Annotated in this window: 12 protein-coding genes and 1 tRNA gene; 6 read left to right on the forward strand and 7 right to left on the reverse strand. The window is 35.1% G+C overall.

Annotated features, from left to right (window positions below; all coding sequences use genetic code 11):
- Positions 1-40 precede the first annotated feature (40 nt).
- From FW780_RS05450 to FW780_RS05470, 5 genes are all read left to right on the forward strand, one after another.
- A complete protein-coding gene (locus FW780_RS05450) occupies positions 41-406 on the forward strand; it encodes a hypothetical protein (protein ID WP_149832562.1) in 366 nt (121 codons plus the stop codon).
- Positions 407-706: 300 nt separating this feature from the next.
- On the forward strand, positions 707-1231 hold the full coding sequence (locus FW780_RS05455) for a hypothetical protein (RefSeq protein WP_149832563.1): 525 nt from the start codon (positions 707-709) through the stop codon (positions 1229-1231).
- An 84-nt stretch (positions 1232-1315) separates the two neighbouring features.
- Positions 1316-2119 carry a fimbrial biogenesis chaperone gene (locus tag FW780_RS05460; RefSeq protein WP_149832564.1) on the forward strand — a complete coding sequence of 268 codons (804 nt, stop codon included), beginning with the start codon at positions 1316-1318 and terminating at the stop codon, positions 2117-2119.
- On the forward strand, positions 2112-3137 hold the full coding sequence (locus FW780_RS05465; protein WP_149832565.1) for a hypothetical protein: 1026 nt from the start codon (positions 2112-2114) through the stop codon (positions 3135-3137). Before FW780_RS05460 ends, FW780_RS05465 begins: the two co-directional genes overlap by 8 nt.
- 99 nt (positions 3138-3236) lie before the next feature.
- Positions 3237-5942: a COG1470 family protein gene (locus FW780_RS05470; RefSeq protein WP_149832566.1), complete on the forward strand. Its 2706-nt coding sequence runs from the start codon at positions 3237-3239 to the stop codon at positions 5940-5942.
- 165 nt (positions 5943-6107) lie between these two features.
- Here the strand turns inward: FW780_RS05470 and FW780_RS05475 are convergent, their stop codons facing one another.
- Together FW780_RS05475 and FW780_RS05480 are read right to left on the reverse strand one after the other, a co-directional pair.
- Positions 6108-7022 (reverse strand): helix-turn-helix domain-containing protein, encoded by a 915-nt coding sequence (locus FW780_RS05475; protein WP_149832567.1) that lies wholly within the window; start codon positions 7020-7022, stop codon positions 6108-6110.
- A gap of 85 nt (positions 7023-7107) precedes the next feature.
- Positions 7108-8037, reverse strand: a complete 930-nt coding sequence (locus FW780_RS05480; protein WP_149832568.1) for an SDR family NAD(P)-dependent oxidoreductase — start codon at positions 8035-8037, stop codon at positions 7108-7110.
- 431 nt (positions 8038-8468) lie between these two features.
- Between FW780_RS05480 and FW780_RS05485 the strand changes: the two genes are divergently transcribed.
- Complete coding sequence (locus FW780_RS05485) at positions 8469-9314, forward strand: class I SAM-dependent methyltransferase (protein WP_149832569.1); 846 nt, start codon at positions 8469-8471, stop codon at positions 9312-9314.
- A 323-nt stretch (positions 9315-9637) separates the two neighbouring features.
- On the opposite strand, the gene FW780_RS05490 is transcribed toward FW780_RS05485, so the two are convergent.
- The 5 genes from FW780_RS05490 to FW780_RS05510 all read right to left on the reverse strand — a co-directional run bounded on the left by FW780_RS05490 (position 9638) and on the right by FW780_RS05510 (position 16225).
- Positions 9638-10186 carry an AAA family ATPase gene (locus FW780_RS05490; protein ID WP_149832570.1) on the reverse strand — a complete coding sequence of 183 codons (549 nt, stop codon included), beginning with the start codon at positions 10184-10186 and terminating at the stop codon, positions 9638-9640.
- 642 nt (positions 10187-10828) lie between these two features.
- A tRNA-Arg gene (locus tag FW780_RS05495) sits at positions 10829-10900 on the reverse strand.
- A 68-nt stretch (positions 10901-10968) separates the two neighbouring features.
- The gene (locus FW780_RS05500) at positions 10969-12732 is read right to left on the reverse strand and encodes a TonB-dependent receptor (RefSeq protein ID WP_149832571.1); all 1764 of its coding nucleotides are present in this window, start codon (positions 12730-12732) and stop codon (positions 10969-10971) included.
- 34 nt (positions 12733-12766) lie between these two features.
- A complete protein-coding gene (locus tag FW780_RS05505; RefSeq protein ID WP_149832572.1) occupies positions 12767-13258 on the reverse strand; it encodes a hypothetical protein in 492 nt (163 codons plus the stop codon).
- Between the two features lie 3 nt (positions 13259-13261).
- Positions 13262-16225 (reverse strand): tetratricopeptide repeat protein, encoded by a 2964-nt coding sequence (locus FW780_RS05510; protein WP_149832573.1) that lies wholly within the window; start codon positions 16223-16225, stop codon positions 13262-13264.
- Between the last annotated feature and the right edge of the window lie 205 nt (positions 16226-16430).

The raw sequence follows: 16430 nt of genomic DNA on the forward strand, positions 1-16430 counted from the left end.
GTATTTTTGGATAAATAACAGATCAGTGAAAAATTAATATATGTTAAAAAGATATATTTTTTCAGTAATTTTTCTTTTCGTTTCCATGAGTATCTATGCGCAGACAGATGATGTTCAGGTGAATGTAAGACTTTATCCTACACAGATGCTGGCGCTTGGGGGTGACAGTGAAGTGACTGATGATACAGATGAAAATATACAGCCGGAAATAAACTCCGTTATCATTTCCAGTCCGTCAGGTTTCCAGTTAGGAATTCAAAATGATGATGATGATGAGTATAACCTCATCAAAAGTCAGAATGGGGTTATAGAAAAAAAATTCATCATAAATCAGAAAATAGATAAAATTATAAAACAATTTAAAGATAAGTCCACTTCTATGATGTTAACTTTAATCTCTCAATAAGCCGATCTATAGCTTATTTACTATGTATTAAATGTTATTTTTTTAAATTTTCAACCATTTATTTTTAGTAATTTGACAATAATATAATATTGATTTAACAACATTAACAATATTTTTAATTTTTAATTAACTTAAAACATCATATTTCTTTATAAAATACTTTTTATCAGCAAGTTTATTTCCAAAACCAAATTTACAAATCTTTAGTACTTTTTCACAAAATAAGTACCTATACCTCTTTCTAAATTTGCACCTGAAAAAAAACAAGAATTAATATACTATTAAAACTCCCGTTATTTTATGAAGAAATATATCGTAGCCTCAATGTCACTATTTGGTTTTGTTGCTTTAAAGGCTCAGCAAAATGTAACTCTAAATGTTAGATTAAAACCTATCCAGACTCTTATCGTTAATCCTGCTCAAAAAGTTGTCAACTTAGACTATAAAACAAAAGATGACTATGCCAACGGAGTATCCTCTGTAAATGCTGATCATTTAAGTATTTATAGTACAGGAGGTTTCCAGGTAAAAGTAAAAAGTGCCACTGCAGCATTGCAAAGCGGAGCAAAGAGTATCCAGGCCAATACAATTCAGATTAAGGCAAGTGCAGGAACTGAGGTTCTTAACGGAGCCCAATATGCTCAGAATGTACAGCTTTCTAATAACGACGCAACATTAGTAACATCTGCTAATGGTGGTGTAGACAAGAAAATTAACATTGAATATAAGGGAGCAGGTGCTAATGCTTATCTTGACAATTATATTGCAGGTCAGGATCCTACCGTTTATACAACAGAGTTAACATATACTATTATTTCTCAATAAATATTTAGATATTATATAAACTACTACAGATAAAGTGTTACAGATTGTAGCACTTTATCTGTACTTTAACAGCAAAGTATAATAATGAACAGATTCTATATCTTCATTGTATTCTCCTTACTCTTTTTCTGTTCTCCAATCAAAGCTCAGACAGGTGTTTCTGTATCTCCTCCCCGACTTTATTTTGAATCTGATGCAGGAAAAAGCACCACCCAGAAAGTAACAGTAACCAATGTAAGTGCAAAAAATTCTCTGGACATGGCTGTCAGTTTAGGTGACTGGGAATATAATGAAACAGGAGAAAACAAAATGTCTCCGGCCAATACGCTGTCGACATCTTGCGCCAGCTGGATATCCATAAAAAATGAAGACACCTATTTTACCTTAGGACCAGGAGAAAGAAAAGATATTGATGTTACCATCACCCCTCCTGCTACATTGTCTGATCAGATGTTAGCTCATACTGCTGTTCTGTATGTCAGCCAGATGAATCCTGTGAATGATGTGGATAATAAAGGAGCCAATATAAAAGTAAGTATCCGTTCAGGAATTAAACTGTTTCATAAGCTAACTGCCAAAGCCAGTAAAAAAATTGAAATCCATAACCTTACATTAGCTCAATCAAAAAAAGATCTTAGCATCTTGTTTGAAAATCAGGGTAATATCTGGACAGATGGAAAGATACAAACAGAGCTTGTCAATACAGAAAACGGCAATAAAGTTTCACTTGATCAGATTATTTTCTATACCATGCCAGGAAATAAAAGAGAAGTAAACATTCCTCTTCCTGCGTCACTTTTAAAAGGAAAATATACGGCATCAGTAATGATTGATTATGGTGATAACAATAATTTAGAGTTGGCAGAGCTGAATTTTACGCATGAATAAAACACTGTGTCTTATCCTGTTATTGATCTCCATGAACTGCTTTTCACAAATTTCATACAGCTCATGGGTAAACAGCTATCTGCAGATTAATTCATATAATGGCAATACAAATCCGGATGCATACACGCTTACTTTAGCGGGTAACGGGAATATCAATATGCCTTATTGGAGAGTTTCAGTACGATTGAAGCAGCCTATAATGTCAAATCAGGGGAATTATATTTTACCTGCGAATAAGATTTCTTTTCAGCCGGTTTCATCATCAGGAAAGGCTTATCCTAATCCTGTTCCGTCTATCCCGCAAATTGGCATGCCACTTAATGTGATTTTGAAGGAAAGTCAGGAAGTTTTCTTAATTCCTCAGTCAAATGCTGCATTATATAATCAGCCAGCTCAACCGAATGGTTATTACAGCCTACAGATTAAATACAGCATGAATCTGGCAGGAGGAACATATCTGGGAGCATACCCTGCCTGGATTACTTTTACAGCACCATTACAGTTTACCGCTTATGATCAGTACAACAATATTATCGGTACGATGGATCATAATTTTCAGTTTCAGATCGGTACACTTTCAGGGACTCCTACGGATATTCCGGAGATGTCTATGAAGTTTGGAGCTGCTGCAATGAATGGCACCCTGGAATTTAAAAATATGCAGGATTATGTAAATGGAGCCAGTGTAACATATTCCAATGCGCTTATTGTAAAAAGCAATACGAAGTATCAGATCAAATTAAAATCCCTTCAGACTCAGTTCAGTTCATCAGCCGGTAATTTCCTGCCTCTTGATGCGGTACAGCTTAATCTGATTCCTATTTCAGGTAACATAGGAACTGTATATACTGTTTTGCTAAGTACGGTGCCACAGCTTGTCGCTGCCGGTGGTTCTACACAGAATGCTGATGTTTATTATGACATGAAGTATTCTACAAAACCTAATGATGAAAGATTTATCAATGCCAAAGCAGAAGATTATACAACAACGCTACAATTCGAGATTACGCCTCAATAATTTATAATGCTCCATAACAGGCTGTTCAGGAAACTAATACTTTTTATTCTGATCCCGTTTTCCATTTGGATTTCGGCTCAAACCGGTACAGGGATAAACATGGAGATCCGTCATGAGCCTAATCGTGCAAACCCTAACATTATAGAGATTCTTCTCGTTTTAAAAAACACTGAAAATAAACATTTTAAAGGCAGAGTTGAAATTAAAACTCCCAAAGGTTTCAGAACAATTTCTGACAATAATTCTGAGATAGAACTCAATCCCGGCCAGAATCTGTTTATTCCCATAAAAATACTGACCAGCAACACTATCGTTTCCGGTAAAACAGACCTCACATTCATTATTACCGATGAAAACAATCAACAGGTTGCAAAAAAGAGCCTTTCCTACACCGTGATGGAGAATAATAATATGAAGATAACAGCAGAAAACCCTGTTGTCTACATGGGCACGTATAAAGATTCTCTGGAAGTCCGCACACGGGTTTCCAATTTAGGAAACAAAAAACAGGATGTTACTATTGTATTTAAAGTTCCTGAAGCCACTCAGAAGAGCCTTTTTATCGAAAAAAAAGGGACTATTGATGTACAGAAAGATTCTGTATTTGTTTTTCGGTTTCTGCCTTCCGGAAATCTGCTTAAGAGTTCTCAGTTTACCATTAATATTGCCGGTTTCAGAGAGCCGGATAAGGAAATCTTTGGTAATACTTCTATATCGGTGCAAAACGTTTCTTCTACCCAGCGTTATCAGGATATGGAATTTGATTTATTTTCAAATTACAGCAAAAATACCATTACTGCCAGTTACAGACGTGTAGGCAACACTACAGATATGTATCAGCTGATGGGGTCAGGCGGTTTTAATCTTCCTTCGGGCTATATGTTTATCCGCGGTAATATTTATACGCTAAACAATCAAAGTGATCCTGTTGTGAGCAATACCTATGTATCTTATCATAGAGAACAAAGTGAGTTCACTTTAGGCAATATCAGTAAAATGATGGAGGTCTCATTATTTGGAAGAGGTGCAGAATATGCATACACTTCTCCGGATAAAGACAAGAAAATAGAAGTAGGTTTTGTAGATCAGAGCTTCAGCCTTATTGAAAGAAATTCTTTTTTGAAATACGGATACGGATTTTATGCCAAGGGAATAATGGGGGCTCAAAATGCCTCGAAAAATTTCTCAGCAACCTATATTTTTAAAAATGACCCTTATGAAAAAGCGAATCATCATGTATTAGGTACAGATATTCAATATTCTTTCAATAAAGACTGGAAAATGAATTCAAAGGTCTACAGCGGTCTGAGTTATTATGAAAATACACATCTTACCAAGCCTTCTTTAGCTTTGGAAACGCAGTATTCAGGGAATATCAAAAAAGTCAATCTGAATGGAAATTACTTCTTCAGCAGTGACTATTATCCGGGAAACAGAAGAGGAATGCTCCAAATACAACAGAATTTTTCAACCCCTATTTTTGAAAACCATTTTTTGTATGCGAATATGATGGTTTCTAATTTTTCACCAAAATTTTACTCTTACAACAATAATTTTAAATCAAATACCATAAGAGGAGATGTGGGAATCAACTTCGCGAAAAGGAAAAATTTAGGGTTTGCTGTGGGCACGCAATATCAGGAGGAAAGTTCTAACAGCTACAATAACTTTTTTGATACTTCAGGAAATCAGGAGCTACAAACGCTGAAAGCACTTAGAATCATTCAGAATACAACATGGATAAGCAGTAACAGAAAACACTCTTCGTTACTTGCACTGGAAGCAGGTACAGTCAAATACCCCGATGGCCACAATCCGGAATACCAGATGAAGATCACTGGAAATTACAGTTACAAATGGTTCAATATAAACGGAATATATCAGCATGGCAGCTATTACCTCTCCGAATTTGCTTCATCAAGGAATTTCAATGAGGACGTCACATATAAGAAATTTTCCGTGTCTGCTTTTGTTAACAAAAGCATCTTAGCCGAAAAGCTCAATATTACTTCAGGATTATCTTATACCGATGATGTTCTATATGGTAAGTCTCCTTCGGGATTTGTTAACCTGAAATATACAAAAGAAAAATATGGGGTATTCCTGAATTCTTCATGGTTTAATTATTCTTCAAACAATTTCAGCAACAACTTTTTTACTATTGAAGCCGGTGTAACCCTGAACTTGCAGCCTAACAGACTCATCGCCAGCAAAAAAGGAGAAATAACAGCATTTGTATTTTATGATAACAATAATAACAGTATCTATGATGATGGTGATCAAAGTGCTGAAAATTATATTATTATGATCAATAATGTTTCTTTCAAAACCAATCAAAATGGTAAAATTGTGTACAAAGCAATTCCGTATGGTCAGTATATGCTCAAACAGGTGATTCAACAAGGATGGTATTATAATGAACTGGAATTTGAAGTGAAAAAAAGCAGCTATTCTCTTCAGGTTCCGCTCCATCAAAATGGAACCATGCTGGGAAAAATTACTTATGAATTTGATTCTAAAAAAGCATTGGAATTTGAACCTAAAACGGCAGGAATTATTTTCAACATCTATGATAACGATAAGTTCATACAGCATGTAGTTACCGATGACAATGGCGAAATCGGATCTTTCCTTAGGTCTGGAAACTATAGAATAGAGCTTGTGGAAAGCTCATTGTCTGCCAACACCTATTGTGAGAATATAAGCAGGGAATTTACAGTTCAGGCAGGGAAGATCATAAACCTTGAACCATTTGTTATCAAGGTTTCAGAGAAAAAGGTACATGTTAAGAAATTTGGAAATTAGATCAAGAGAGGTTCTTTTTTCATTGTAAAAAGAGTTGCTAGATTGGAGTTGCTAAGTTTTAGCAATAACAAATAATTAAAAGATAATTCCAAACTAATAGAGATAAAAAAAACCTGGATAATGGGACAATATTTTGGATATTAAATGGTTTTTGTTGAATTATTTTTAATTGTAAAAGTTTCTAAATTCAAGCGGTGATGCCTTCGTTAAATTTTTGAAAAGCCGCTGAAATGACTGTGGATAGTCAAACCCTAATGAATAAGCTATTTCACTTACGGAAAGGTTGGTTGTGGATAGGAGTATTTTTGCCTTTTCAATAATCTTATTATGTATAAGCTGTTGGGTGGTCTGTCCTGTAAGTGATCGAAGCATATCAGTCAGGTAGTTAGGCGACATGTTCATTTTTGAAGCCAGAAAGTTTACGTTTGGAACCCCGTTTAATTTCAGATCCTGTTCTGAAAAGCATTTGTCGAGAAGATCTTCTAGCCTTGTTAAAATATCGCTGGTCGCCATTTTTCTAGTTAAAAATTGACGGTGATAAAATCTATCACAATATTTTAAAAGAAGTTCAATATGTGATACAATCAGGTCCTGAGTAAATAAATCGATAGATGAAGTGATCTCCTTACTAATATTGTTCATCATATCCACTACCAGCTCCTTTTCAGTTTCTGACAAATACAATCCTTCATGTACTTCGTAAAAAAAATAGCCATATGATCTGATTGTTTTTGCTAAAGAATAGTTTTGAAAAAAGTCAGGATGAACAATCAATAACAATCCTTCAGGCTCCAGCTTCACATTTTTTTGCGGTGTTACTATTTGCTGGGGAGCAATAAATGACATTACTCCTTCATCAAAATCATAATGTTGCTGACCATAACCAAATCCATCGCAATTTTTTTTCAGTGCGATACTGAAAAAATTGTAAGATATTGTTTTTTCGATTTCATTGGTGTCAATGTTTATGGTAGAAAGATCAATCACACTGACCAGAGGGTTAGTTGGTTTTTTCAATTTCAAAAGCTGATGAACTTTTGAAATTGAAAGTACCTGAGGCGGATTTATTTTATTTTTCATTCTTTAGATCATGATGTTATGTTTAGAATTTGTGTCATAAACAAAAATATGAAAAGAAAAGTTTACCTTTCATTTTATGTAGATGTTATTTCAGAAAGCTGTGCATTGCAATATCCGCATTATCCTGAAAAGCTATATTTTTAAATTCCGGAAAAACAGTTCGTTGGTCTATCATTTCTCCAATTACTTTTCCCTCTTTACTAGCATAAAAAGAACCTGTTTCGATTTTTGGGTTGTCAAGTACTTCTACATACCGAGCTGCACCTTTACGAATACTATGTATCATACCTATTAATGGCATAACGATCGGAGCTAGGAGATATTTGAAGAAGAATTTGGTCAATGTCGGCAAATTATCATAACCTGCTGTACCCCGTGTATTTCCCGGGCTTACACTGATGAATTTTATATGTGGATATTTGCGGGCGTTTGCTGAAGTCCATAATGCGCCGATATATTTTATATAGCCATAACCATACGCTTCACTTCCATCAAATTTTGGATCTGAGAAAGAACCATTAAGTATGGATATAAATTCATCCACTGAGTTTGTCTTGATGTTCGGTTTTTTCATGACACCCTTTATCCCTCTGGCGCCCTCCGAACTAACATATACTACTTCATTTTTGATCTTATTCATTTTGATAAGCTGATCAACAAGTACCATATGGCCTAATAGATTGGTCGCTGCTATATTTGTCATGCCACTCGGTGAAAGAGATAGAGGGTCTTTTCCGCCTTGACCTCCTGCATTCAATATCAAAGCATCAACTGCCTGCGGTAGTGAGCTAACTGCTTTTTTGACTGAGTCCGGATCACTGATATCCATGAGGATTATCTCGAAGATATTTCTTCCAGTCATATCTTCGAGGTCTTTTTTTGCTTGAATTGCTTTCTCCAGGTTTCTGCATGCCAAATAGATCTTTTCTGTATTCCCTTTCAAAGATAGTTGTCTGGCAGACTCTTTACCAAGTCCAATGTTTGCTCCTGTAATAAGGATTATTTTATTTTTCATACTATTTATCATTGTTATTAAAACACATGACAAAGTTCTACATAACAAAAAAAGATCGTGTAACATTATCCCTCCTTTTTATAACGAAATCCACGATGCCGAATTTTATATTAAAATCTAATTTTAATCATTACAAACTTTGAATTATTAACCTCACTGTTTAACAAAAGACTAAAACAGAAAAATCAATTTATTTATTTAGTTTTCAACATCTTACATGTTGTTTTTTTTCAGTAACTTAGTGTAGTAAAAAATATTGGCTTCATACTGCCTGAATGAATGTTCAATTAAATCCTACCCACATTCCGCCAAGACTTTTTTATAATCCATCATGCTCGTGATAGCGAAATGACCTCAAGAAATTAATGACTTAAAATAAAGGGAGAAGCTGAAAACCCAAAAGAGTAAGTAATAATTAAAAGCAATGAAAAATGGAAACCCAACTAGAACAAATCCGCGATTTGCAAAAAAAAACCTGGAACCAATCTTCTCCCGGCTGGAGAAAATGGGATGAGCTTACAATGGATTTTCTTAAGCCAGTGGGTGATGAAATCATTCAAAAGCTTAAACCGCAGGGCGATAATTATGTTCTTGATATTGCAGCCGGTACAGGTGAACCGGGTTTGACAATTGCAACCATGCTAAACAACGGAAAAGTTGTTATCACCGACCTTGCTGAAGGTATGCTTGAAGTAGCCCGGGAAAATGCAGTTAAAAGAGGAATAAAGAATGTTGAAACTATAGTTTGTGATGTGAGTGAACTTCCTTTTCAGGACAACATGTTCGACGTCATTAGTTGCCGCATGGGATTTATGTTTTTTCCGGATATGCTAATGGCAGCCAAAGAAATGATCCGTGTACTGAAACCCGGAGGACGAATAGCGGCATCGGTATGGAATGGATCCGATAAAAACCTCTGGTTCACCACTGCCATGTCAAGCGTGAATAGAAATATGACATTACCTCCGCCAGCACCTGGTACTCCGGGAATGTTTCGCTGTGCTGAGGAAAATTTAATAGCTGATTTATTTTCCAAAGCAGGTTTTAAAGATATTTCTCAGAAAAACATTGAAGGTAAACTGAATTGTGGGACTGCAGATGTTTACTGGGGCTTCGCATCGGAAGTAGTAGGTCCTGTTGTCAATTCATTAAGTATGGCAGATGATGCATTGAAGCAAAAAATAAAAAGTGAAGTTTTTAAAACGATAAATGACACCTATCCTGACGGTAAAGTAGCTATAGACTTTAGTGCAAATGTGATTTATGGTGAAAAATAATTTACCGGAAAAATAGATACAAAAACAAAATAGCTATGCGTGTGGATACAGGATATATAAGTAAAATTGCCCCTAAATAAGGGGCGATTAGTGACCTCACTGATACAAAACTCGAACTTTTTATTAAAAGATTTGAGAAGATTATGTGCTCTTGATGACATAGTATCAGATCGATAAATCTGTCTTGACTAATTGTAAAAAAATATTTTCTATGAGGTATGTCTTTTTTCAACCTGATGTACTTATTTGCCTTATAACTCAAACCCCATGACTACCCCATCTCGTAAATAAAGTCGTACTACATTGCTTTTACTGCATCACACTTAGTAATGCTGTTTTAAAAAAAATTGTATTTGCTCTATATCCGGCTTGTAATTTTTAGTTGTGTCAACTTCCAGCATTGGAATATCTAAGTCCAATACCTCATATCCACCCTCAGTTAATAATCCATTACTTTCTGTTAACAAACTCAGATCGTCACCATGATTTCTTTCTCTTTCAGGTTCTCTTGACAACCTTTCGACAAATCTACTTTTAGTAATATCCAGAGATGTTTGGCATAAAATAGCCCTCACATCTGCCTTATCCATTAAGTCTATAAGTTTTTGTTTCCATAATTTGTTTTGAAAGGCAGCTTCAATGATTATTGATATCTTCTTAGAGATCAATAACTCAATCAATTCAAAAAATGTATTATAAATATGCCAATTAATTGAGTCATCAATTTGGCAACCTACAGTATTTATGTACCCCTCTTTAAGCTCATCTCTTGAAATAAGCGGACATTTCATCTTTTGGGAAAGTATACGAGATAACGTAGTTTTTCCCGAAGCAGGCCTCCCAGTAACTACCACCAATAAGGGTTTGTTCATTTTTATGTCAATTTGTTAATGTATTAATAAAATAAGACATGCTATCAAATAAGCAGTCCCTGTTCAATTCTTAAAGGCTTACTTCAACCTCTTCGAGCTGCTTTATTCTTTCCTTTATGGCTTTCGTATCACTTTTCATGATAAAAACCTAAGGCCTTTCCGAAAAAAGGAAATATAGTTCTCAATAATGATTTCTTCTGATAGATAATGAAGACTTTAATTAGACAAAATAGTTAAGAATCTAAATATAATACTTATTAATATTTCAAGTACTATATACAACCTCACTTAAAAACAAAATAGAAAGTCAAACATTAAATAACTCCAAAATGATAAATCTACAAACACGCACGAAAAATTAATTCAGGTACATTTAAATATGTGGTCATCATTTTTTTCATTCAGATAATCTTGTATCGAAGAATTATAGAAAACCTAAAGATAAGAAAACTTCATAGCCTTAAAGAGAAATCGAACTTTCATAAAAATGCATTAAATAGACATAAAAACATTTTTTTTGATTCAGTCAATTAAGGGTCTAGCATAAAAATCCAATTATAAATATTCAAATAGTAATAATTTGGAAATCTGTTATTTGTGAGCATAAAAAAGGAGACAAACTTTAATCGTTGTCTCCTTTCGTGACCGCAGAAGGATTCGAACCCTCACTGTCGGAGCCGAAATCCGAAGTTCTATCCATTAAACTATGCAGCCTATTCCAGGTAGCAGATTGTAGGATTTAGATAACAGGCGCTGAGCCTTTTACATTTATCCTTCTACCTTTAGAAAGTAATTTTCACTCCTCCCAAAATCTGTGCGCCCAGAACTTTATAGCCTTTGTACGTCTGGTATTTTGAGCTTAGAAGATTATTTCCGAGTGCGAAAATACTGAAATTTTTGTGAATTTTATACTCTGCAGAAAGATTTAAATCAGCGTAACCACCCACTTTATCGTTTGTATTCTCCGTAGATTGGAAAATTACATTCGGAGCGCCTACACCTTCGATAGCATAAGAGTTTGTTGTTCTGTCACTTGCAAAGATCCCTTTAAATCCTAACAATAGTTTTTTGTCAAGCATCGTATATTTTGCCCCGATGCTCGCATTGAACAATGGAACGTTATAAATATTGTCGTAGTTCTTAAGATCATACTTTGTAAATCTTAATTCTGCATCTAAAATAAGGTTAGCCAACGGGAAATACTGTACACTACCTTTGATATCACTTACATTTCCATCGTCATATACTGCAGAGAATGTATTGGCAAAATTGTAGGCAGAACGGTTAACAGAGGTATTATCAAAAAGACCATTGGCCTTAAAGAACATAATATCTCTCATCTTTCCATAACCTGCAGAGAAGTCGTATTTCAGCGTTTCGTCAATATCTCCTCTCAATCCTACATAAAAATGATATTTCGTCTCTGTAGGCTTTAAAAACTGGTCAGAAAGGATGAATGGATTCGTCTGTAACATATCTCCATAAGTATTCAGTTTCAGACCTCCGTCTACCCCACCATAGAATTTAAATTCTTTGGCTGCAGCAAACTGAAACTCTGCCTGCGGGAACCAATAGGTTTTATTATTTTTTTGCTGTTCCAACTGATCATTAGAATTCTTAGCATTCAGGAAAGAGAATGAAGAACCTAATGTTAAGTAAGAATCTCCTTTTCTGAACGTCACTTTCGGAGTCAGGCTGGTATTGAAGAAATTGGAAGAGTTTTTATCTCTGATGGCAAAATCTGTCTTCACCGCATCTAATCCTACTCCAAGATCAGCATTCAGATTGATTCCTGATTTTCCTAATTCTACCGCGTGCTTAGAGAAGTTCGCAAGAATGGAAACCTGATTTTCCTGAGCATCAAAATGATCTTTCAGGAATGATGATTTTACCCTTACATCATTTAAGATTTCATTGGAATAAAAGTCATAGTATCCGTTTACTTTAAACTGATTTACCTTTTGTTTCAGATCAAGCTCACCAGTAGGCTGCATCGCATAGATCCCATAATAATTATAGTTATCCAAGCCATATTCAGCATTGATATTGAATTTCCCTTTTTCTCCGTAAGAGTTCAGGAAAGCACCAATATTAGCTGAAGTCTGCCCAGATTTCCAATCGTAATCTTTTTTAAGACCGTTGGTAGAAAGCACGTGAACATCTGCTCCTACTTCAAATTTGTTTTCAAGGGTCTTGGATATGTTTCCGTCTACTAAGACTTTACCGTAATTACCCATTCCGAGCTGGAAGTAATTATTCTGAGCAGTTCCGTCAAATTTCGGAGCAACATCCTCACCCTGAATGGTTGAAGTTTTGAAATCAGAAACAGCAGGAACATCCGTGATGGTATATTTCACAGGAGTCTGCGATTTCTCTTCCGGCGGATAATTTTTAATGGTTTCCACAGAAGTCTTCTTCTTCTCTATCTTCTTCACTTCCGGCTCTCTTTTTTTGTTAAGAACCAGTTTTTCCTCCTTGATCTGGGAAAACGCCACTGACGAAATTCCTAAAAATAATATGGATAATATTTGAATCTTCTTGTTCATATTTTCTTTATTTGAAAAAAATATATAACGGGTTTTACTTATTGGAAGCAATATAATTGCCTAATAAAGCTTTCCCTGACTGTTTTGAAAAAGTTCTCCCTAGTCTGAATATATTAAACAGCCAAAGGCTTTGATAAACTTGTAATTTGTATTGATAATTTTTTGTTGTACTGTTCTCAGCTACATCATAACTGTAAGAAATATCGTAAGGAAATCCTGAAGGCAGTAACCCGACCGTAATCATACTTCCAATCATTGGGTTTCCACAAGGAGGAGTATAGGTTTTCATCGGATGCAGTGTTATTTTCGCTGCATGAGTACTGTCTTCTACAATTTCATAAATATCTGAATGTTTTAAAATGTCAAATTCTTCCTTAAGATCCTTATTCACTACAAAAGCCTTTTGCTTAGGAAAATCAGCCTTTGCATGATTATACTCTTTAGGATAGGCACTGTACGAAGGAATGCAGCTCCAAAGAGAAGCAGAAACTAAGAAAGAACAAATAGCAATTTTAAAAACTTTCATCTCCTATTTCTTAATCTGTTTTTTAACTTCTTTTGCTTCCGCAACAATTTCAGGGAAATCCTTATAGTTCGCAATGATCTGATCACATGTATAACTTGCCTGGTAGTTATCTTTCAGGCCGATATAGTTTTTCGCCATCAATACCAAGGCTTTTGCTCCCCAGAACTCTTCTGATGCATAGTTATTGGCAAGCTTAAAGATCGTTTCATTAGAAGACTTGAACGCCTTCCCTTTATTCTGATAATACGCTTTAGCATACAACGCTTCCGCAGCTACCGATGTATTGGATGATTTTTCAAGAGAAACATAAGCTGCCTGTGCATCTTTATCTTTTCCTGAGTTCATCAGACTTCTTGCTTTGATCACTTTCGCTGTTTCAATAACGGCTGCCGAGTTTTTAGAATTAGCGATTACTGCATTAGCTAATTTTTCAGCTTCAGAGAAGTTATTTTCCTCAGCATACAGTTTCATCAGTTCTACATTTGCATAGTTTTTAATGCTGATATTGGAAGAGTTTTTAATGCCTTCAAGATACTTTTTCGCTTCTGCAGTATTCCCTTGTGCAATAAATATTTGAGCTAAACGAGTTTGTGCATCATCCTGGTAATCGTTCTGAATTCCAGCAACTTCCTGAAGCACAAGTAAAGCTTTAGTTGAATTATTAGTCTGGTAATAACTTTCTCCCAATTCATACTTCGCCTGATACAAACCTTCCCCTGTTGGGTTCTGAGTCAGATACTTTTCGTAGTAAGAAATTGCATTCTTATAATCCTTCTTCGCAAACAACTGCTTACCTGTTGACAGATTGATCTCATCAATTTCTGCAGCATCTACATTCACCCCAATATTTCTTGCAAAGGCTTCATATCCTGAAACATCTCCGTTTTTCGTGAAAATAGGTTTTGCTGCCTGAACAACTTTCTGGGCATATGCCGTATTTTTATACTGCTCACCCAAAGATTTCAGTTCCGAAAGGGCCTTATCATTTTGATTCTGATCAATATAATTCTGCGCTCTGTAAATAGAAGCATTTGCAATCAGGTCTTTGTCAGAAGATCCTTTAATTACTTTTCCAAAATAATCATTGGAATTCGCAAAATCATCCTGAGCGGCATAGGCTGTTCCTATTTCATATTGAGCGTCATCGAAATATTCAGAATCCGGATATTTCGATAAAAGGTTTTTAAGGTTGGTAATCTTCGCCTGCGTATCTCCTTTGAATCCTAAAGCCATTGCTTTTTGGTACAAAGTATAATCCGTTGCATCTTCATTTTTATCATAGATGGCAATCGCTTCATTCAGGTCATTATTCGCATAATGAATATCTGCAAGGCGAAGTTCTGCATCATTTTTAAATTCCGGTTTCGGATTGGTAAGATATTGTTTGAAATAAGTAGCAGCCTGATCAAATTTCTTGGATTTAAAATAAGCATATCCTAAATCATAAGGCAACTGCTGCTTTTCAGGGAAGTTTTCGTTCAGAAGCTTTTCATAACGAGCTATGGCAGACGGATAGTTTCCTTTCTGGTAATACACCTGAGCCAGCCAGTATAAAGCTCTGCTGTTAAATTCTTTATTGATATTAAAACCAAGGCTTCTTAAGAAATACTTTTCAGCCTCGTCATAGTTTCCTTTGTTGAATTCTTCAGTTCCTAACAAATAAGAAACCTCCTGATCTACCTTGTTGATCTCAGGAGTTGAACTCTGCAATCTGTCAATAGCGTTCAGAGTTTCTTTATAGTTTCCGGAATAAAGATATGATTTTACCAATAATGATCTCATTTCTGAATCATTGGCTCCATTCTGATTTTCATTGATATAACTTTGGATAACCGCAGAAGGGCTTTCAAACGGGTTTCCGATATCGTAACTTAGTTTAGCATACTGCTCGTGGGCCAGTTTTTTCACTTTTGCATCATAATCCATCTGATAAGAAGAACGGAATGCAGAAAGAGCTTCCTGTTTTTTGTCTACTGCCAGATAAGCATTTCCTAACTGGTAGTAAGCATTCTGTGCCAGAGCCGAATTGCTGTTAAGAAGTTGGTTGTAATAAGAAACCGCCTCATCATATTTTTTCAACTGTGCGGCTACAAATCCCATCTCATACAAATCATTTTCAGACGGATTCTGCTGTACACTCAGATAATCTTTCAAATGCGGATAGGCAGAATTATAATCATTCTTCATGAAATAACTCTCCCCGATGATCTTATGAACTTCCGCTTTATAAGAATCTGAAATATTTTCGTTGAGTAAAGCTGTTCCTTCCGTAATGGCCTGATCATAGTTCTTATCATTATAATACATCTGTACATAATAAGGACGTACCAGCTTTGAGAATTTATCCTGATCCTTTATAGAATCAAAATACTGGAAAGCTTTATCATTTTGTCTGTTGCTGTAGTATAAATGCCCCAGCATATAAGCGATATCTCCTTTCTGAGACTGATCTGCTGTTTTATAGGCTTCTTCCAGCGCATCGGTAGCTCCTTTAGAATCACCCGTCATGAACTTTGCATACCCAAGCTTCAGAATATACTGTGTATTCTCTTCTTTTGAAAGCTGGTACTGGTTGACTTTTTTCAAAGTCTCCAAAGCTTTATCAAAATCTTTTTTTGCTAAATAGTAATCTGCCAAAGGAAGATTAGCCTGCGCAAAATAAGCAGAATTTGGGTATTCTTTCATGAAAGCTGTTAACCCTTCCTCAGCATGATTTTTCTGAAGAATCACGCCAATTACATTATCAAAAAACTGCGCAGCTTCCTTTTTTGAACGGGACAAATTCTGATTGTAGAAATATTGTCTTGCATATTCGTATTGAGAAGCGTTGTATATTTTAGTCTGATAAAGATTTTCGGCTAGATTAAACCTGTAATTTTCTTTCTGGGTAAAATATTGGGACTGCTGAGCATCGGAGATTCCGAAATAAATGACCGCAGCCGCTAAAAGTATTTTTTTTGATTTCATTCTTCTTGATATAAGAAAATTAGTCTAAATAAGTTAACGAAAATATTAAAAACTTATTGTTTAAGCAAGTTTTAACAGATTTATTAGGCTTAAATAGCAATTTAACAACGATGAAAATTTTCTCACCATTCAATGATAAAATTTACTACTTTCGTCTGATAAAATGTAAACAATTTTAATAATAAGTTATCAAAAACATATTTTA

The organism is Chryseobacterium sediminis, from assembly GCF_008386505.1.
Taxonomy (GTDB): domain Bacteria; phylum Bacteroidota; class Bacteroidia; order Flavobacteriales; family Weeksellaceae; genus Chryseobacterium; species Chryseobacterium sediminis.